Raw genomic sequence first — 19,290 nt, 5'->3', positions numbered from 1 at the left:
CCAGATCTTCCGCATTTGACCCTGTCAGGCCCCTCCCGGTCGTGGGCACCCGATTTCACCGTCACAGCCCCGGTCGCCCACACCTGCTGCCGTACTACGCCCGCCGTCGAATCTCGAACGCATGATGATCTCCGCGTACCGGCCGAATCGATACCGTTATTCAGCACCCAACCTTTCATTCGTGGCGCGGCAATATTAAGGTTTGCTTGATATCGACTCGCGCATACCGCTTACGTTATCGCGCCGAATTCATTGAATATCCGCCGTTCCGCACGATTCAAGCGATCCCCTTAATCCCGCCTTAAGCTTCGCCGTGCTAGCGCCAGCAATGCTTTCGGGCAATCACAGCCGGGTCGCGAAGTTTGTCACCGAATGGAAATATACGCGGCATAGCCTGACCCGCGTTGCCCGTAACAGACGGTAATACGCGCATTTCGCTCATCCCGCACGATCCATTCAGTTAGGAAAACATAATGTTAAGAAAGCCCCTGTTAACCGTCATGTCAGCATCGGTCTTTCTTGCCGCCTGCGGCGGCGACGACGCAACCTCCACGCCCGGTGTCGCGCCGACCAATACCGCGGCCGTACCGAACACCGCCACCGCGTCCGGCTATACGTTGACCGTATTCGCGAAAGCGCCCACGTCCAGCGACAAGCCCGACTCGATCGTCCAGTTCAACAACACGGTCTTCATCGGCTATCAGAAAGCCGGCGACGTAAAGGACGGCTCCGTGCCGGGCCTGACCAACGACGTCGTGCAATACGACCTGAGCGGCAACGTGCTCAAGACGTATACGGTGCCGGGCCACGTCGATGGACTGATGGCTCGCGCCGATACGAACACGCTGTGGGCGATGGCCAACGAGGACGGCAATCCCGAACTGACGATCATCGACCTCAAGGCCGGCACGCAGAAAACCTACGCGCCGACCGTCAATCCGACCGCACACGGCGGCGGCTTCGACGACATGCAGTTGCTCAACGGGAACATCTATGTGAGCGCATCGAACCCGACGACACCCGGCACCGTCGCACCGACGGTCGGCCAGCTCACGCTGAATGCAAACGGCACGACGTTCGACGTCGCGCCCGTGCTCGCCGGCAACGCGCAGGCCACCGACCTGACGCCGTCCGTCGGCGGATCGCCGAATCCGACTTTCAATCAGTCGGTGACACTGAGCCTGACGGACCCTGATTCCGAGGCGATCGATTCCGCCGGCGATCTCGTGCTCGACAGCCAGGCCGACGGCAAGCTGGTGTTCCTCCATAACCCGGGCGCAAGCCAGACCGTCAGCGTATTGACGCTCACGCTCTTCAACGACAAGGACGGCCCCATCTATCCGGTCGACGATACGCGCTGGGTGCCCGCGCCGGGACCGCAAGGCAAGACCTTCATGTTGTTCACCGACGCCAGCAACACGACCTACCGCGTCGACGCATCGTTCTCGCAAGGCGACGCCTACAGTGCCGGCCAGGGTCAGGTGATGAAGCTGGATACGAAGTCGGGCCACCTGACACCCATCGCGACGAGTGTCGGCAACGCATCCGCCCTTCAGGACCCGCACGGCATGCTGTTCGTCGCGCTGTAACGTCAACCGCCGGCGGCACGAGCGTCGCCGTCGAGCCTGATCGCGTCCGATTGCCCCGTCGCGCAGACATGTGCGCGACGGGGCACCACGCGTTCCGACGACGGAATCGCGCACGCGGTCGCTTTCGCCGATACAATCGACAGCGGCGTTGCCCTCCGATCCTTCACACGATTCCGTTCGTGCCCTTTCGGGCCTTCCCTGCTCGTGCGTCATCGCGAAGTCACAAACGTTTTCGATAATTTTCCCTGCCGAAAACGTTTACATCGCGTTATTTAATGACCTCGACCATCAAGGATGTCGCTGCCCTCGCGGGCTTCTCGATCGCCACCGTCTCGCGCGCGATCAACGCCCCGCATACCGTCAGCCCCGCCACGCTGCAAACGATCCGCACCGCGATCGACACGCTGCAATTCCGCCCGAGCCCGCTCGGCCGGCAACTGCGCGGCGAACGCACGCGACTCGTCGGCGTCGTCGTGCCGACGCTGTCGAACCCCGTGTTCGCCGACTGCCTGCAAGGCATCGACGAGCTCGCGACCGCGGCCGGCTTCAAGTTGATCCTGATGACGACCGAGTACGACGCGGCGCGCGAGCGTCACGCGATCGAGACGCTGCGCGAGCAGCGCGTCGAAGGCTTGATCCTCACCGTCGCCGACGCGGACACGCACCCGCTGCTCGACATGCTCGATCGCGACGGCCCGCATTACGTGCTGATGCACAACGACACGCAGCGCCGTCCGTCGGTGTCGGTCGACAACCGTCGCGCCGCGTATGACGGCGTGAGGCTGCTGACCGCGCGTGGCCACCGCCGCGTGCTGATGCTGGCCGGCTCGCTCGCCGCATCGGATCGCGCACGCCAGCGTCATCTCGGTTACGCGCAGGCCCTCGAGGAAAGCGGCGTCGCCACGCTGCCGCCGGTCGAAGTCGACTTCAACGCGCCCGAGCTGCCCGACGCGGTGCTCGCGCATCTCACCGCACAGGCGACGCGCCCGACCGCCCTCTTCTGCAGCAACGACCTGCTCGCGATGGTCGTGATGCGCGGCCTGCGCCGAGCAGGCTTCTCGATCCCGGACGACCTGTCGGTGCTCGGCTTCGACGGGATCGCGATCGGCGAATTGCTCGCGCCGCCGCTCGCGAGCGTCGCGACACCGAACCGCGACATCGGCCGCCACGCATGGCAGCGTCTCGTCGAATGCATCGGCGGCGCGACGATCGAACGCACGTCGCTGATCCTGCCGCACGTGGTGCGCGACGGCGCGACGGTCGCGCCGCCGGCCACCGACCTGCAATTGCGCAAGGCCTGAACACGCACGCCCCGCCAGCACGCACCCGACAACCACACCACCCCAGCGCCACACACTCGCCCGGAGACCTACCGTGTCCTTTCGCCTGACCTCGCTGCTGCGCGCGCTCGCCGCGCCGCTCGCCTGCGCCGCGCTCATCGCGGGCGCGCCCGCCGCCCACGCCGACGAATCGGCGATCTGCTACAACTGCCCGCCCGAATGGGCCGACTGGGCCGCGCAGATCGCGGCGATCAAGCAGAAGACCGGCATCCGCGTGCCGTTCGACAACAAGAACTCGGGCCAGGCAATCGCGCAGTTGATCGCCGAGCAGAAGAGCCCGGTGGCCGACGTCGTCTACCTCGGCGTATCGTCGGCATTCCAGGCGAAGGACAAGGGCGTGATCGCGCCGTACAAGCCCGCGCACTGGAACGACATTCCCGCGAACCTGAAGGACCCGCAAGGCTACTGGTTCGCGATCCACTCGGGCACGCTCGGCTTCTTCGTGAACAAGGACGCGCTCGACGGCAAGCCGGTGCCGCGCTCGTGGGCCGATCTGCTGAAGCCTGAATACAAGGGCATGGTCGGTTATCTCGATCCGTCGAGCGCATTCGTCGGTTATGCGGGCGCGGTCGCGGTCAACCAGGCGCTCGGCGGCAGCCTCGACAACTTCAAGCCGGCACTCGACTGGTTCCGCAAGTTGAAGGCGAACGCGCCGATCGTGCCGAAGCAGACCGCATATGCGCGTGTGCTGTCCGGCGAGATTCCGATCCTGCTCGACTACGATTTCGACGCGTACCGCGCGAAGTACAAGGACAACGCGAACGTCGAGTTCGTGATTCCGAAGGAAGGCACGATCGCGGTGCCGTACGTGATGAGCCTCGTGAAGGGCGCGCCGCACGATGCGAACGGCAAGAAGGTGCTCGATTTCGTGCTGTCGGACGAAGGCCAGAAGCTGTGGGCCAACGCGTACCTGCGCCCGGTGCGCGCGCAGGCGCTCGGCGCCGACGTCGCCGCGAAGTTCCTGCCGGCGAGCGAATACGCGCGCGCCAAGTCGGTCGACTTCGGCAAGATGGCGGCCGGCCAGCAGGCGTTCGGCCAGCAGTACCTGCAGGTGATGCAGTAAGCGGCGGAACGCGATCGATGCTCGACCTGACTTTCCCGCTACGCTGGCGCGTCGCGCTCGTCGCGCCGGCGCTCGCGGTGTTCGCCGCGTTCTGGCTGCTGCCGATGGCGGCGCTCGTGCAGGTGTCTGCCGACGGCGCATTCTTCTCGCAGTACGCGGCGCTACTCGGCAACGCGCGCTACATGAAGAGCCTCGGCGAGACCGTCGCGCTGTCCGCCGGCGTCACGCTCGCGACGCTCGCGCTGTCGACGATCTCCGGCCTGCTGCTCGCGCGCCGCGAATTCGCGGGCAAGCGCGTGCTGCTCGCGCTGCTCACGTTCCCGCTCGCGTTCCCGGGCGTCGTCGTCGGCTTCATGGTGATCATGCTCGCCGGGCGCCAGGGGCTGGTCGGCATGCTGTCCGCGAAGCTCACGGGCGACAAGTGGGTATTCGCGTATTCGGTCGCGGGGCTGTTCGTCGGCTACCTGTACTTCTCGATTCCACGCGTGATCGTCACCGTGATCGCGGCCGCGTCGAAGCTCGACGCGTCGCTCGAGGAAGCTGCGCGTTCGCTCGGCGCATCGCCGTGGCGGATCTTCCTCGACATCGTGCTGCCCGCGCTCGCGCCGGGCCTGATCGCGGCCGGCGCGATCTGCTTCGCGACCGCGATGGGCGCATTCGGCACCGCGTTCACGCTGGCCACCGACCTGAACGTGCTGCCGATGACGATCTATACCGAGTTCACGCTGAACGCGAACATCGCGACGGCGGCCGGCCTGTCGATCGTGCTCGGCATCGTCACCTGGGCCGTGCTCGCGCTCGCGCGCCGGTTCACGGGCCACACCGCCGCCGCCGCGGCCTGAGGATTCCTTCATGCAATCGCTTTCCGGCTCTTCCGCGCCGTCGCCGTCGCCCGCTCCCGCGCAGGCGAACGGTGTCGCCCGCCGCGCGCCGCGCGTCACCGGCGCGCGCGCGATCGCCGCGCTGCAATGGGGCGTCACGCTGCTGCTGTGCGCGTTCCTGATCGTGCCCGTCGTGATGTCGGTGCTCGCGGGCCTGACCGTCAACTATTTCCGCGGAATCTCGAGCGGCCTCACGCTGCGCTGGCTCGAACAGGTATGGCAGCAGTATCACGGCTCGGTCGCGCTGTCGCTTTACGTCGCGTTCGCGACGCTCGCGATCGTGCTCGTCGTCGGCGTGCCGGCCGGTTATGCGCTCGCGCGCAGCAAGAGCCGCATCGCGCGTGCGATCGAGGAAGCGCTCGTGCTGCCGGTCGCGCTGCCCGGCCTCGCGTCGGCGCTCGCGCTGCTGGTCGTCTACGGCGGCTTCACCGCGTTCCGGATGAGCCTGTGGTTCATCGTCGTCGGCCACGTCGTGTTCACGCTGCCGTTCATGGTGCGCGCGGTCGCGGCCGTCGCGGCCGGCGCCGACCTGCGCACGCTCGAGGAAGGCGCGGCCAGCCTCGGCGCATCGTTCGTCACGCGCTTCGTCACGATCGTGCTGCCGAATCTGCGCCCCGGCATCGTCGCGGGTGCGCTCGCGGTGCTCACGTTGTCGATCGGCGAATTCAACCTCACGTGGATGCTGCATACGCCCGACACCAAGACACTGCCCGTCGGGCTCGCCGATACCTATGCATCGTTGCGCCTCGAAGTCGGCAGCGCGTACACGATCCTGTTCCTGCTGATGACGCTGCCGCTCCTCGTCGCGATGCAGTGGCTCGGCGTCGACCCGTCCGGCACGCGCGCACTCAAGCGCCGCCCGCGTTGAACCTATCCATGAAACTCGATTCCACTCCCATCACCCTGACCGGCTGCGCGAAGACGTTCCGCGGCACGCGCGTGCTCGAACCGCTCGACCTGTCGATCGGCGCGGGCGAAACGCTCGTGCTGCTCGGGCCGTCGGGCTGCGGCAAGACAACGACGCTGCGCCTGATCGCGGGCCTCGACACGCCGGATGCCGGCGGCACGATCGCGTTCGGCAACGACGACGTGACGTCGCTGCCGATCGAGCGCCGGCAGGTCGGCATGGTGTTCCAGAACTACGCGCTGTTTCCGAACCTGACGGTGCGCGGCAACGTCGGCTACGGGTTGAAGATCCGCAAGACCGAACCGCGCGCGCTGCGCGAACGCGTCGACGAGTTGCTCGCGATGATGCGGCTCGACGCGCACGCGGACAAACCGGTCGATCAACTGTCGGGCGGCCAGCGCCAGCGCGTCGCGCTCGCCCGCGCGCTGGCCGTGCGGCCGCGCGTGCTGCTGCTCGACGAGCCGCTGACCGCGCTCGACGCGAAACTGCGCGACGTGCTGCGTCGCGAGATGAATGCGCTGCTGCGCGAGCTCGGCGTGACGACGGTCTACGTGACGCACGACCAGGCCGAAGCGATGGAACTCGGCGACCGGATCGTCGTGATGGGTGCGGGCCGCATCGAACAGATCGGCACGCCGCGCGACATCTACTACCGGCCGGCGAACCGCACGGTCGCGCAGTTCATCGGCACGCTGAACCGGCTCGCGGGACAATGGCGCGATGGCAAGCTCGTGACGACGGGCGGCGCGATCGTCACGCCGCATGCCGCCGACGAGTGGTTCTTCCGCCCCGAGGACGCGCAACTCGCCGATCCCGCGCATGCGCCGCTGCGCGGCGCGGTCGGTGCGTGCGCGTTCCTCGGCGAGCGCACGCGGCTCACGATCGAGCACGCGGCGCCCGACGCGCTCGTGATCGACGTACCGGGCCGCATCGCGCTCGCGCACGGCACGGCGGTCGGCCTGACGATCGCACCGGAAGGCCTGATCGCGCTCGGCGCGTGATGCAACAATCAGGCAACACCCAAGTCATACTCAGGCATCACCCATGCACCACCCCACCGCGGCGCACGACGCCGCCCCCACAATAACCAGACGATTCCGAGGAACGACGATGCTGCTTGCTCAAATCAGCGATCTCCACATCAAGCGTCCGGGCCAGCTCGCGTACCGGCGCGTCGACACGGCGGCCGCGCTCGCGCGCTGCATCGCGAAGCTGAACGCGCTCGAGCCACGCCCCGATGCCGTGCTCGTCACCGGCGACCTGACCGACTTCGGCCACGACGACGAATATGCCCACCTGCGCGACCTGCTCGCGCCGCTCGAGATTCCGTACTACCTGATGATCGGCAATCACGACGACCGCGCCGGGCTGCGCCGCGCGTTCGCCGATCGCGCCGAACTGCAGGACGGCGAATTCGTGCAGTACGCGCTCGACCTCGGCGCGGTGCGCGTGCTCGCGCTCGATTCGCAAGTGCCCGGCGCAAGCCACGGCGACCTGTGCGACGTACGGCTCGGTTGGCTCGCCACGCAACTCGACGCCGCGCGCGATCGCCCGGTGATCGTCGCGCTGCATCACCCGCCGTTCGTGTCGGGGATCGGCCATATGGATGCGCTGCGTCTCGCACCCGCCGCCGCCGCGAAACTCGACGCGCTGCTGCGCGGTTATCCGAACGTCGAGCGCGTGCTGTGCGGCCACGTGCACCGCACGATGTTCACGCGTTTCGGCGGCACGCTCGCGTCGGCGGTGCCGGCGCCCGCGCACCAGGTCGCATTCGACCTGCGGGCCGATGCGCCGTCCGCGTTCCGGCTCGAACCGCCGGCATTCGCGGTGCATCGTTATGCGCCGGACACGGGAATGACGTCGCACCACGTGTATGTGGACGAAGGCGCCGGGCCGTATCCGTTCTATGAACCGACGGGCGAGCTGGTCGACTGATGGCGTAAAGCACGCACGATGACGGGCGGCGGCCGGCAGGTTGTGCCGGTTTGCCGGTTCGCCGCCTGCCCGGCAGGATTCACGGTGCTCCGGTATGATCGGCAGCCTCGACCGGCAACCGGCCTACCGGCGCACCCGACGCGTGCGCCGCACGCCGCGCCGTCCAACTCCGCCCGCGCTGCCATGTCCACCGCTTCCACCGACCGCCCGACCGACGCCGCCTCGCCCCACTACTCGCGCAGCCTGCTGTTGCTGCTCGCGACGATCGCGGGCGTATCGGTCGCGAACATCTACTACAACCAGCCGCTGCTCGACAGCTTCCGCGCCACCTTTCCCGACGGCGCGTCATGGATCGGCGCGGTGCCGACCGCGACGCAGCTCGGTTATGCGGCCGGCATGTTCCTGCTCGCGCCGCTCGGCGACCGGTTCGACCGCCGCGGGCTGATCCTGATGCAGATCGCCGGCCTGTCGGTCGCGCTGATCGTCGCGGCCACCGCGCCGTCGCTGGCCGTGCTCGCCGTCGCAAGCCTCGCGATCGGCGTGCTCGCGACCATCGCGCAACAGGCCGTGCCGTTCGCCGCCGAAATCGCACCGCCGGCCGAACGCGGACACGCGGTCGGCACCGTGATGAGCGGCCTGCTGCTCGGCATCCTGCTCGCGCGCACGGCCGCCGGTTTCGTCGCCGAGTATTTCGGCTGGCGCGCGGTGTTCGCCGCGTCGGTCGCGGCGCTCGTCGCGCTCGCCGCCGTGATCGTGCTGCGGCTGCCGCGCAGCTCGCCGACGTCGACGCTGCCGTACGGCAAGCTGCTTGGCTCAATGTGGCATCTCGCGGTCGAACTGCGCGGGCTGCGCGAGGCCTCGCTGACGGGCGCCGCGCTGTTCGCGGCGTTCAGCGCGTTCTGGCCCGTGCTCACGCTGCTGCTCGCCGGTGCACCGTTCCATTTCGGTCCGCAGGTGGCCGGCCTGTTCGGGATCGTCGGTGCGGCGGGCGCGCTCGCGGCGCCGTACGCGGGCCGCTTCGCGGACAAGCGCGGCCCGCGCGCGATCATCTCGCTCGCGATCGCGCTGCTCGCGCTGTCGTTCGTGATCTTCGCGCTGTCGGGTTCGAGCCTCGTCGGGCTCGTGATCGGCGTAATCGTGCTGGATGTCGGCGTGCAGGCCGCGCAGATCTCGAACCAGTCGCGCATTTATGCGCTGAAGCCCGAGGCGCGCAGCCGCGTCAACACGGTGTTCATGGTGTGTTATTTCATCGGCGGCGCACTCGGCTCGTCGGCCGGCGTCGCCGCATGGCACGCGTTCGGCTGGATCGGCATGTGCGCGGCCGGGCTGCTGTTCACCGCGCTGGCCGGCTGGTCCCACCATCGCGGCGGCCGGCACGGCTGAGCGCCACCGGCCACCGCGGCGTCACGCGTCGGCGCGGGGCGCGGCCGGTTCGTCGGTGGGCGGCGGCGCGAATGCCTGTGCTGGGTCAATCACGGCCGCGGGGTCCATCACGGCAGCCGGAGTCGGCACCGCAAGTGGGACAGCCGAAGGCGTCAGGATGGGCGCCGCATCCGGTATCGCGATCTGCTCGGGCGCCGACGAAACGTCCGCAGCCGGCGCGGCCGCGACGGTCGCCGCCACCGGCGAACTGACGGCCGCCGCGCGCGCCGCGGGCCGGCGGGCCGGATCGAACAGGAACGACAACCCGACGCTGCCGAGGATCGCGACGGTCGCGACCACGGTCGCCATCGTCACCGGTTCGCCGAGCAGCAGCGCACCGAGCGCGACCGCGACGATCGGGTTCACGTACATGCAGCTGCTCGCGATGATCGGGCTCGTGTGGCGGATCAGGTAGCCGTACGCGACGTACGCGGCCATCGTGCAGAACACCATCAGGTACAGGAACGCGAACACCGGCCCGGCCATCACGTGTTCGATGCGTTCGCCGATCAGCCAGGCGACCAGCGTCGAAATCAGGCCGCCGAGGCCGATCTGCAGCGACGTCGACAGAAACAGGTCGGACGGCAGCTTGAGCCGCGTCGCGAGGTGCGCGCCGCCCGCCCAGAACAGCGCACCGGCCAGAATGCAGATCGTGCCGAGCGCCGAATTCTGGGCCGCTGCGCCGCCCGAATTCAGCACGACGATGCCGACCATCCCGAGCGCGATGGCCGCCCACTCGCCCTTCGTCACCGGCCGCCCGGCGACCGCCGCGATCACGGTCGCGAACAGCGGCACCGTCGCGACCATCACCGCGGCCGAGCCGCTGCTGACCGAACTGATCCCGAGCGCGATCGTGCCGGACGACAGCGCGACGAGCATCGTGCCGACGATCCCCGCATTGCGGATCTCCAGCAACGTCGGCCATTCGGGCTTGCGCCGCAGCGCGAAGATGAACAGGCCGATCCCGCCGAGCAGGTTGCGCAGCCCCGACAGCAGCAGCGGCGGGAACGACTGCAGCGCGAAATGCAGGCCGCTGTAGGTCGAACCCCAGACGAAATAGATGAACACGAGCGCCAGCGCGACGCGGCCGCCGCGGCTTTGCGGCAGGCGGATCCGGAACGAAAAGCGGGCGAGGAAATCGAGGAGGCGGTCGAGCGGCGTCATCGTGCGACCCGCCCGCACGTCGCGCCGCGTGCCCCGCTAAAAAACGCCGGCAATGCCGGCAAACGGTCCTGACGGGACCGGGAAGGCAGAGCGAACGTGCGGAACGACATGGCAGTGCGAACGGCGACGAAAGAGAACCGGCAAGCGGCGGCAGAGGGACAAAAAAAACGCGCGCAACCGTTTCGGCTGCGCACGCTCGGCATTATGGCATCAAGGATTCGAAAGCATCGTCAGACCTGTCTGAAAGGATAGGGACTGATGTTTCGGCGCGACATTATCCGGCTGGCGGGCTTCCGGTCGGCGGGCCGGTGAAATCCGGGGCCGGATTCGCAATGCGCACGCGTTGCCGGCGGCGGTGCCGATTCCACACGCGACCCATCGCAATCCGACCCGATCGACCCCACCATCGGCCGGACGGCCAATCATGCGCGCCGGCCGCTGCTTCGCGCTTATCGTGACGGTCGACACGCCCTCTTCCAGCGGTCCACAACCTCCATTCGAAACCCGCACCATCCATACAAAATTTTGTATAATCCAACCATCCTTCCGCCGAAGCCGGTTGTTTTCGTCGGCAGCGCGCTTGACGATCTTCGTGGCTTTCCACTGCCCGCGCGGCGCGACGCCGGCCACCAGATCGACCAGGTACAGCGCGGCTTCGCGCCCGACGACTGGAAGCCGATGCGTACCATCGGCGTCGGCGTGCGGGAAATTCGCCTGCGCGATGCGAGCGGCGCGTTCCGGATCGTCTACGTCGCGACATTCGCCGATGCCGTCTACGTGCTTCACTGCTTCCGGAAACAATCGGCACGCACGAGCAAACCCGATATCGACCTGGCCGCCCGGCGTTATCGCACGCTGATGATGGAGTTGAAACGATGACCAATGAACGCTACACCAACGTCTGGGACGCAATCGAAGGCCAGCCGGCCGAATCCGAGAACATGAAGCTGCGCTCCGAACTGATGATCGCGCTCAAGCAGCGCATCGCGCAGCTCGAGCTCAGCCAGGCCCAGGCGGCGCAACGGCTGGGGGTCACGCAGCCGCGCGTCTCCGACCTGCTGCGCGGCAAGATCAACCTGTTCGGACTCGACGCGCTCGTGAACATGGCGGCCGCAGTCGGCCTGCGCGTCGATCTCCAGGTGCGCGAATCGGCGTGACGCATGAGCGCGCCACGCGCGCCGCTCACGACCCGCCGAACCAGTTGTACCCCTGATCGACCCAGTAGCCGCCCGGATACGTATCGGTCACGAAGATTTCCATGATGTGCTTCGGGTTCTTGTAGCCGAGCTTGGTCGGCATCCGCAGCTTCATCGGGAAGCCGAATTCCGGCGGCAGCCGCTGGCCGTCGTAGTCGAACGCGAGCAGCGTCTGCGGATGCAGCGCGGTCGGCATGTCGATGCTCTCGTAGTAATCGTCCGCGCACTTGAAGCCGACGTATTTCGCCCGTGTGTCGGCACCGACGCGCGCGAGAAACGCGCCGAACGGCGTGCCGCCCCAGCGGCCGATCGCACTCCACCCTTCCACGCAGATATGCCGCGTGATCTGTTCCGCGTGCGGCAGCGCATACAGCTCGTCGAGCGTCCACACGCGCTTGCCCGTCACGCGGCCGGACAGCACGAGCCGATACGTCGACGCATCGACGTGCGGCACGTCGTCGATCGCGTAGAACGCGTTGAACGGGAACGGTCGCGTAATGTCGGCTTCGGTGTAGGTCGGCGCGAGCCGTTCGCCGCTGAACAGCCAGGCCTGCACACGATCGTTCATGCGCGATACTGTCTCGAGGAACGTGTTGACCGATGCGTCGTCCTGCAGCGTGCAGCCGGTGAGCATCGTCAGGCCACCGAGCGTCAGCACGCGCCGGTTGAAGAGGCGCCGCGACGGCATCTCGAGCTCGCGGCGCACATCGAGTTCGAGCGACTTCCGGTCGAGCGTCCAGCGCGGCTCGCCACGCCTGTTTTCGGATTCCGACATGATGATTTCCTTCGCCCGCGGCTTGCGGGTCAGCGGCCGCGCAGCATCGCGAGCAACGAGCGCGGCACCAGCAGCGCCATCGCGACGTGGACGACAAAGAATGCGACGAGCAGCGACATCGCCCAGAAATGCACGACGCGTGCGTTGTCATAGCCGCCGAACAGTTCGCGCAGCAGCGGGAATTGCACGGACTTCCAGATCGTGAGCCCCGACAGCACCAGCACGACGAGATCGACGATCGCGGTCAGGTACGCGGCACGCTGCACCGCGTTGTAGACGCTCAGGTCGTTGTGCGACAGCCGCCCGCCCAGCGCGGCGCGCACGTCGCGCCACACGGACGCCGGCGTGACGGGCAGCATCTTGCGCGCGAAGCGCCCCGTCGCGATCGACATCACGAGGTAGAACAGCCCGTTGGCGACCAGCAGCCACATCGCCGCGAAATGCCATTGCAGCGCGCCGCCGAGCCAGCCGCCGATCGTGATGCCGTGCGCAAACGTGAACGACGGATAGATTGGCGACGCGTCGTAGATGCGCCAGCCGGACAGCGCCATCAGGATCGCCGCGAGCGCGTTGAGCCAGTGGCTCACGCGCACCCACGGCGGATGGATCGGGCGCGCGGGTGGCGTCGCGGGCGCGCGATCCGTTGCGGGAACGGTTTGCATGATGAAGACTCCAGGGGTGCTGCGACGGGACGCGATGCGCGCGTGCAGCCGGCTGGCCGCGCCCCGCGCGCATCCGTCAGTTCGACGGGCTCATTGCGTCCTTCTTCATCGCGTCGCCCTTCGACATCGCGTCGTGGCCCATCGCGTCTTTCTTCATGGCGTCCTTCTTCATCGCGTGCTTCTTCATGCCGTCCTTCTTCATCGCGCCATCCTTCGCCATCGCGTCGTGGCCCATCGCGTCCTTCGACATCGACGTGCCGTCCTTCGACATCGCATCGTTCTGCGCATAGGCGCCCGTTGCGATCGTGGCAAGAGCGGCGACGCAAGCGGCAATCAGTACGTTTTTCATGACATCTCTCCGAAACATGGGTTTAAGGAGCCGAATAGACGGACGACGTCGCGGGAAATGACAGCCGCTCTGAAAATATTTTTTATGCCGGCCGGACAACCCGTCATGCTGCGCCGCTCGGCCGCCGCCGATCGGGGTGCCGGACCGAACGGCAAAGGCATGTGCTGCGGTGCACCCGGCCTGCCGCGCCGCCCGCCATGTTGCGGCTGCACCGGGATAACCACTCTACGCCCGGTTGAAACCGCCGCAAACCCGGTGTATCGTGTGCCCTTGCTAACGCGGGGGTCCTGCAATGCGTTCGGTCAAACAACCGGCATTGCGGGTGAGAAATACCCTTTGAACCTGATCTGGATAATGCCAGCGCAGGGAAGCGTACGGATTTCGCCGCCATCCTTCTGACGAAATCCGCCGCCTCACCAAGCCTCGTCTCCTGCTTAGCTCGAGCCCCACATACGTCAAGGGCTCCGGGCAAGCGCCGACGCGCCTGTCCGGCGCTCACACAGGAGATTGCATGAACGCCAATCCGAAGTTTCTGTCCGCCGACGCTCATGTCGACGCCGCCGCTGTCGCGCCGCTGCCGAATTCGCGAAAGGTTTATGTAACCGGCTCGCAGCCCGACATCCGCGTGCCGATGCGCGAAATCACGCAGGCCGACACGCCCACCGGCTTCGGCGGCGAAAAGAATCCGCCGATCTACGTGTACGACACGTCGGGCCCCTACACCGATCCGGAAGCCACGATCGACATCCGCGCGGGCCTGCCCGCGCTGCGCCAGGGCTGGATCGAAGCACGCGGCGACACCGAAGTGCTCTCCGGCCTGTCGAGCCGCTACGGCCTCGAGCGCGCGGCCGACCCGGCCACCGCCGACCTGCGTTTCCCGGGCCTGCACCGCAACCCGCGCCGCGCACAGGCCGGCAAGAACGTCACGCAGATGCACTACGCGCGCCAGGGCATCATCACGCCGGAAATGGAATACATCGCGATCCGCGAGAACCAGCGCCGCGCCGAGTACCTCGAGAGCCTGAAGTCGAGCGGCCCGAACGGCGCGAAGCTCGCCGCGATGATGGGCCGCCAGCACCCGGGCCAGGCGTTCGGCGCCGCGGCCTTCGGCGCGAACGCGCTGGCCGAGATCACGCCCGAATTCGTGCGCGACGAAATCGCACGCGGCCGCGCGATCATCCCCGCGAACATCAACCACCCGGAATCCGAGCCGATGATCATCGGCCGCAACTTCCTCGTGAAGATCAACGCGAACATCGGCAACTCGGCCGTCACGTCGTCGATCGGCGAGGAAGTCGACAAGATGACGTGGGCGATCCGCTGGGGCGGCGACACGGTGATGGATCTGTCGACCGGCAAGCACATCCATGAAACGCGCGAGTGGATCATCCGCAACAGCCCAGTGCCGATCGGCACGGTGCCGATCTACCAGGCACTGGAAAAGGTCAACGGCAAGGCCGAGGACCTGACCTGGGAAATCTTCCGCGACACGCTGATCGAACAGGCCGAGCAAGGTGTCGACTACTTCACGATCCACGCGGGCGTGCGCCTGCAGTACGTGCCGCTCACCGCGAACCGGATGACCGGCATCGTGTCGCGCGGCGGCTCGATCATGGCGAAGTGGTGCCTCGCGCATCACAAGGAAAGCTTCCTGTACGAACACTTCGAAGAGATCTGCGAGATCATGAAGGCGTACGACGTGAGCTTCTCGCTCGGCGACGGCCTGCGTCCCGGCTCGATCTACGACGCGAACGACGAAGCGCAGCTCGGCGAACTGAAGACGCTCGGCGAACTCACGCAGATCGCGTGGAAGCACGACGTGCAGGTGATGATCGAAGGCCCCGGCCACGTGCCGATGCAGTTGATCAAGGAGAACATGGATCTCCAGCTCGACTGGTGCAAGGAAGCGCCGTTCTACACGCTCGGGCCGCTGACGACCGACATCGCGCCGGGCTACGACCACATCACGTCGGGTATCGGCGCCGCGATGATCGGCTGGTTCGGCACCGCGATGCTGTGCTACGTGACGCCGAAGGAGCACCTCGGCCTGCCGAACAAGGACGACGTGAAGGAAGGCATCATCACGTACAAGCTCGCCGCGCACGCCGCCGACCTCGCGAAGGGTCACCCGGGCGCACAGGTGCGCGACAACGCGCTGTCGAAGGCGCGTTTCGAGTTCCGCTGGGAAGACCAGTTCAACATCGGTCTCGATCCGGACAAGGCGCGCGAATTCCACGACGAGACGCTGCCGAAGGATTCGGCGAAGGTCGCGCACTTCTGCTCGATGTGCGGCCCGCACTTCTGCTCGATGAAGATCACGCAGGACGTGCGTGAATTCGCCGCGCAGCAAGGTGTGTCGGAATCCGAAGCGCTGAAGAAGGGGATGGAAGTCAAGGCGGTCGAGTTCGTCAAGACCGGCGCCGAGATCTATCACCGTCAGTAAGCGAACGCGGCGATCCACACCGGAAACGCATCGCGATGCACGAAGCCCGCTCTCGAGCGGGCTTTTTTGCGCATGTCGCGTGCCTGCGCACCCACGGGAAACAATTGATTACGAAACCGCGAGCGCCTTAACAAGTCCTTACAGCAGCGTCGCGGGGCGGCGCGTAGATTGGGTTCATGCGTGGCCGCCAACCGGTCGCGCGTCCTCCATTCACTACCACAAGGACAACGATCATGAACTCGATTCGGCGTATTGGGGTATGTGCGCTCCTCGTTGCGACGGTGGCCAGTTTGTCGGCCTGCGATTCGATGTCGAGGCGCCAGCGTGACACGGCAATCGGTGCGGGTGTCGGCGGCGTAGCCGGCGCGGCGATCGGCGGCAGTGCGCTGTCGACGCTGGGCGGCGCGGCGGCCGGCGGCATCATCGGTAACCAGGTCGGCAAGTAAGGCGGCCACGCGCCGCGACAGTCGGCCGGACGGCGTTTCCGCGGCGCGGAAGCGCCGTTTTCGCATGCGGCGCCGCGATGCGCGCGACAGCGCGCCCGGAAATGATCCGTTACCGTTTTGCACACCGTGTCATCGGTGCGCGGCCTAAGCTTAAGCATCTGCCGATTGCCGGCTCCGCCGGAGAGACATCATGAACAGGACCTTCGTCGCCGCGGCGCTCGCCTGCGCGACGCTCGCCGGTTGCTACTACCCGTACGGTTATTATCCTGGCGGCTATTACACGGCCGCACCGGTGCAGCCGGCGCCCGTGTACGCCGATCCGGGCCCCGTCTACTACTACCCGGCGCCTGCGTATGCGCCCGCGTGGGGCGGTTATTGGGGACCGGCGCTATCGCTCAATTTCGGCTTCGGCGGACGCGGCGGCTGGCGCCATCACTGAGCGGGCCGCGCCGCCGCCAGACGGCGAAATTTCCGTTTCTTGTCGTTTCATCGAATCGTGAAACGACGGCGAGGTAACGGGGTGTAAGATTCTCCGCATCCCGTCCTCCTCCGCCCCCTCGATCGATGTCGCCCAAGAACGCCATTCTGCTGACCGTGCTCGCTGCCCTGTGGGGCGCGTCGTTCCTGTTCATCCGGGTCGGCGTCGTCGATTTCGGCGTCGCGCCGCTGATGGCGCTGCGCGTGGGCATCGGCGCGCTGTTTCTCACGGGCTTCGCGCTGACGCGCTTCAAACCCGCCGATCTCGGCGCCCGGCTGCGTCGTCATGCGTGGCCGTTGTTCGTCGTCGGCGCGCTGAACTCGGGTATTCCGTTCTGCCTGTTCGCGTTCGCCGAACTGACGCTGTCGGCCGGCCTGACGTCGGTGATCAACGCGACGACGCCGCTCTGGGGCGCGCTCGTGGCGTACCTGTGGCTGAAGGACAAGCTGTCGCTGCCGCGCGCGCTCGGCCTCGTGATCGGTTTTGCCGGCGTGCTCACGCTCGTGTGGAACCAGATCGCGAATGCGCACGGCGACACGGGCGCCAGCGCGACCGCGCTCGCCGCCGCCGCCGCGCTCGGCGCGACACTGCTGTACGGCATCGCGGCCAATTACACGAAGCGCAAACTCAGCGGCGTCGATCCGCTCGTCAACGCGGCCGGCAGCATGATCGGCTCGACCATCCTGCTGCTGCCGTTCGCGATCGCCACCTGGCCGGCCGCGCCGGTCAGTGCGCACGCATGGGGCGCCGTGCTCAGCCTCGGCGTCGCATGCACGGGCATCGCATATTTCATCTTCTTCTACCTGATCGCGCACGTCGGCCCCGCCCGTGCGATTACCGTGACGTTCGTGATCCCCGTGTTCGGCCTGCTGTGGGGCGCGCTGTTCCTCGGCGAACACGTGACGGCCGTGATGATCGAGGGCTGCGCGATCGTGCTCGTCGGCACCGCGCTCGCGACCGGTGCGATCAAGCGGATTCCCGGTCTCGGGCCGCGAAGCGGCGAAGCGACCTGAGGATTCGGGCGCGCGCGGCCGCCCACCTCACGGTGCGCGCCGGCGGCCGGGCAAAGACTGTTCGCCGGCGTGCCGGCATTCTTCTGACGGTGACGCGCGCACGCGGCCGAGCCCCGCTGCGTGCCGGCGCCGGCCTGGCCGCGGCCGCGCACCGGGTGCGTCTGGAATTTCCCTGATACGCGGGCCGCCGCATTCCAGTTACACTTCGAACACTCATCCGCAGAAGGCGGTCACGATGCCCCACGTTCTTTCGCGTCCACGTTCGCGTGCGACGGCTTCAGCGTGGCGGCGCGACGTAGCCCCGCCGCTCGCCCCTGGGCACCGTTGACATGAAGCCCGCCCGCGACCTATCCCTCGAATCCCTGCTCGAACGCCTCACGCCGACGCCCAGCGGCTGGCTCGCCACTTATCGCACCACGACGCTGCGCAGCGTGTTCCAGCCCGTGCTGTCGATCACGCACAAGCGCGTCGTCGGTTACGAGGCGCTGCTGCGCGTCGTCGACGCGTACGGTGCGCTGGTGTCGCCCACCGCCCTGTTCGACAAGACACGCGGCGACGCCGATGCACTGCTGCTCGATCGGCTCGCGCGCTGCCTGCACACGGCCAACTTCGTCGCGCAGGGCATCGGCGACGGCTGGCTGTTCCTGAACGTGACGCCGCGCGTGCTCGATTCGGGCCTCGTGCAGCGCGAGTTCGTCGAGGCGCTGTGCCGGCATTTCGCGCTGACGCCGAACCGGATCGTGCTGGAAGTCGTCGAACAGCCGTCACGCGACGAAGCCGCGCTCGCCCGTACGATCGACATGATCCAGCATCGCGACTTCCTGATCGCGATCGACGATTTCGGCACGGGCTTCTCGAACTTCGACCGCGTGTGGCGTGCGCGACCCGACATCGTCAAGCTGGATCGTTCGCTGGTCGAGCGCTCGACCGGGTCGGCCGACGATCGGCGCATCATGCATCACCTCGTGTCGATGCTGCACCAGGCCGGCGCAATGGTGCTTGCCGAGGGCGTCGAAAGCGACGACGCGTTGCAGTCACTGATGGAGGCCGACATCGATTTCGTGCAGGGCTTCCAGTTCGGCCAGCCCGATATGTCGATCGCAAACGCGAGCGCGGCGGCACCCGCGATGCTCGATGCCGCGTGGCAGCGCTTCATCGCCCGCCGGCACACGCCGGCCATCGCCGAACAGCCGGGCTTCGACGCGATCGAGCGGCTCGTGCTCGCCGGCGCGGCCGCGTTCTCCGCGAGCGGCAGCCTGCAGGACGCCGCGCAACGCGTGTTCGCGGTGCCGGCCGCGCGCCGCGTGTTCGTCACCGACGAGATCGGCGAGCAGTTCCTGCCGTCGATCGGTGCGCGGTCCGACGACGGCCAGCCGAACGTCGCCCGCCTCGCGCCGCTCTTTCCGGAAACCCACAGCAACTGGTCGCGGCGCCCGTACTTCCAGCGCGCGATCGCCGCCCCCGGGCGCGTCGCGCTGATGGGCCCGCACTTCTCGCTGACGGAAGGCCGCGATTGTTATACGGCCGCCGTCGCGATCCGCGCGCAGAGTCGGCTCGTCGTGTTCTGCGTCGACTTCGTGCTCGACAGCGCGGGCACCGTGATGCGGTAGCCGGCGCCGCGGCGTGC

19 protein-coding genes and 1 riboswitch are annotated in these 19,290 nt (G+C 67.3%); of the genes, 15 read left to right on the top strand and 4 right to left on the bottom strand.

The window, feature by feature from the left end; genetic code table 11:
* Window positions 1-500 precede the first annotated feature (500 nt).
* The 8 genes from ACN22W_RS06400 (at window position 501) to ACN22W_RS06365 (ending at window position 9,098) form a co-directional block, all read left to right on the top strand.
* A complete protein-coding gene (locus tag ACN22W_RS06400) occupies window positions 501-1,589 on the top strand; it encodes a hypothetical protein (protein WP_419686842.1) in 1,089 nt (362 codons plus the stop codon).
* A 275-nt stretch (window positions 1,590-1,864) separates the two neighbouring features.
* Window positions 1,865-2,890 (top strand): substrate-binding domain-containing protein, encoded by a 1,026-nt coding sequence (locus ACN22W_RS06395; protein WP_129514160.1) that lies wholly within the window; start codon window positions 1,865-1,867, stop codon window positions 2,888-2,890.
* A gap of 73 nt (window positions 2,891-2,963) precedes the next feature.
* Complete coding sequence (locus ACN22W_RS06390) at window positions 2,964-3,992, top strand: ABC transporter substrate-binding protein (RefSeq protein ID WP_129514159.1); 1,029 nt, start codon at window positions 2,964-2,966, stop codon at window positions 3,990-3,992.
* A gap of 17 nt (window positions 3,993-4,009) precedes the next feature.
* On the top strand, window positions 4,010-4,834 hold the full coding sequence (locus tag ACN22W_RS06385; protein ID WP_419686839.1) for an ABC transporter permease: 825 nt from the start codon (window positions 4,010-4,012) through the stop codon (window positions 4,832-4,834).
* A 10-nt stretch (window positions 4,835-4,844) separates the two neighbouring features.
* Entirely contained in the window at window positions 4,845-5,741 is an 897-nt protein-coding gene (locus tag ACN22W_RS06380) for an ABC transporter permease (protein WP_419686837.1), read from the top strand.
* 8 nt (window positions 5,742-5,749) lie between these two features.
* On the top strand, window positions 5,750-6,781 hold the full coding sequence (locus ACN22W_RS06375; RefSeq protein WP_129514156.1) for an ABC transporter ATP-binding protein: 1,032 nt from the start codon (window positions 5,750-5,752) through the stop codon (window positions 6,779-6,781).
* A gap of 109 nt (window positions 6,782-6,890) precedes the next feature.
* A complete protein-coding gene (locus tag ACN22W_RS06370) occupies window positions 6,891-7,715 on the top strand; it encodes a phosphodiesterase (protein ID WP_419686836.1) in 825 nt (274 codons plus the stop codon).
* A 183-nt stretch (window positions 7,716-7,898) separates the two neighbouring features.
* Window positions 7,899-9,098: an MFS transporter gene (locus tag ACN22W_RS06365; RefSeq protein ID WP_193097981.1), complete on the top strand. Its 1,200-nt coding sequence runs from the start codon at window positions 7,899-7,901 to the stop codon at window positions 9,096-9,098.
* 21 nt (window positions 9,099-9,119) lie between these two features.
* Here ACN22W_RS06365 and ACN22W_RS06360 read toward each other — a convergent pair whose 3' ends face one another.
* Window positions 9,120-10,301 (bottom strand): EamA family transporter, encoded by a 1,182-nt coding sequence (locus tag ACN22W_RS06360; RefSeq protein ID WP_419686834.1) that lies wholly within the window; start codon window positions 10,299-10,301, stop codon window positions 9,120-9,122.
* Window positions 10,302-10,826: 525 nt separating this feature from the next.
* Between ACN22W_RS06360 and ACN22W_RS06355 the strand changes: the two genes are divergently transcribed.
* Together ACN22W_RS06355 and ACN22W_RS06350 are read left to right on the top strand one after the other, a co-directional pair.
* On the top strand, window positions 10,827-11,180 hold the full coding sequence (locus tag ACN22W_RS06355) for a type II toxin-antitoxin system RelE/ParE family toxin (protein WP_129514152.1): 354 nt from the start codon (window positions 10,827-10,829) through the stop codon (window positions 11,178-11,180).
* Window positions 11,177-11,458 (top strand): helix-turn-helix domain-containing protein, encoded by a 282-nt coding sequence (locus ACN22W_RS06350; protein WP_419686831.1) that lies wholly within the window; start codon window positions 11,177-11,179, stop codon window positions 11,456-11,458. Before ACN22W_RS06355 ends, ACN22W_RS06350 begins: the two co-directional genes overlap by 4 nt.
* A gap of 25 nt (window positions 11,459-11,483) precedes the next feature.
* Here the strand turns inward: ACN22W_RS06350 and ACN22W_RS06345 are convergent, their stop codons facing one another.
* From ACN22W_RS06345 to ACN22W_RS06335, 3 genes are all read right to left on the bottom strand, one after another.
* Window positions 11,484-12,272 carry a molybdopterin-dependent oxidoreductase gene (locus ACN22W_RS06345; protein WP_419686830.1) on the bottom strand — a complete coding sequence of 263 codons (789 nt, stop codon included), beginning with the start codon at window positions 12,270-12,272 and terminating at the stop codon, window positions 11,484-11,486.
* Window positions 12,273-12,301: 29 nt separating this feature from the next.
* Complete coding sequence (locus ACN22W_RS06340) at window positions 12,302-12,934, bottom strand: cytochrome b/b6 domain-containing protein (protein ID WP_129514149.1); 633 nt, start codon at window positions 12,932-12,934, stop codon at window positions 12,302-12,304.
* Window positions 12,935-13,010: 76 nt separating this feature from the next.
* Complete coding sequence (locus ACN22W_RS06335; protein ID WP_048251308.1) at window positions 13,011-13,283, bottom strand: pentapeptide MXKDX repeat protein; 273 nt, start codon at window positions 13,281-13,283, stop codon at window positions 13,011-13,013.
* Between the two features lie 270 nt (window positions 13,284-13,553).
* Window positions 13,554-13,670: riboswitch (TPP riboswitch) on the top strand.
* Between the two features lie 124 nt (window positions 13,671-13,794).
* On the opposite strand from ACN22W_RS06335, the gene thiC reads away from it, so the two are divergent.
* The 5 genes from thiC (at window position 13,795) to ACN22W_RS06310 (ending at window position 19,273) form a co-directional block, all read left to right on the top strand.
* Window positions 13,795-15,726 carry a phosphomethylpyrimidine synthase ThiC gene (thiC, locus tag ACN22W_RS06330; protein WP_419686828.1) on the top strand — a complete coding sequence of 644 codons (1,932 nt, stop codon included), beginning with the start codon at window positions 13,795-13,797 and terminating at the stop codon, window positions 15,724-15,726.
* Between the two features lie 233 nt (window positions 15,727-15,959).
* A complete protein-coding gene (locus ACN22W_RS06325; protein ID WP_048251306.1) occupies window positions 15,960-16,172 on the top strand; it encodes a glycine zipper 2TM domain-containing protein in 213 nt (70 codons plus the stop codon).
* A gap of 190 nt (window positions 16,173-16,362) precedes the next feature.
* Window positions 16,363-16,611: a hypothetical protein gene (locus tag ACN22W_RS06320; RefSeq protein ID WP_048251305.1), complete on the top strand. Its 249-nt coding sequence runs from the start codon at window positions 16,363-16,365 to the stop codon at window positions 16,609-16,611.
* A 125-nt stretch (window positions 16,612-16,736) separates the two neighbouring features.
* Entirely contained in the window at window positions 16,737-17,663 is a 927-nt protein-coding gene (locus ACN22W_RS06315) for a DMT family transporter (RefSeq protein WP_193097976.1), read from the top strand.
* Window positions 17,664-17,992: 329 nt separating this feature from the next.
* Complete coding sequence (locus ACN22W_RS06310; RefSeq protein WP_419686824.1) at window positions 17,993-19,273, top strand: EAL domain-containing protein; 1,281 nt, start codon at window positions 17,993-17,995, stop codon at window positions 19,271-19,273.
* The last annotated feature ends 17 nt before the right edge of the window (window positions 19,274-19,290 follow it).

The sequence above is a fragment of the Burkholderia theae genome, assembly GCF_048565265.1.
Taxonomy (GTDB): domain Bacteria; phylum Pseudomonadota; class Gammaproteobacteria; order Burkholderiales; family Burkholderiaceae; genus Burkholderia; species Burkholderia theae.
The sequence above is the reverse complement of the archived record's forward strand: the minus strand, read 5'-3'. Positions and strand labels throughout refer to the sequence as shown.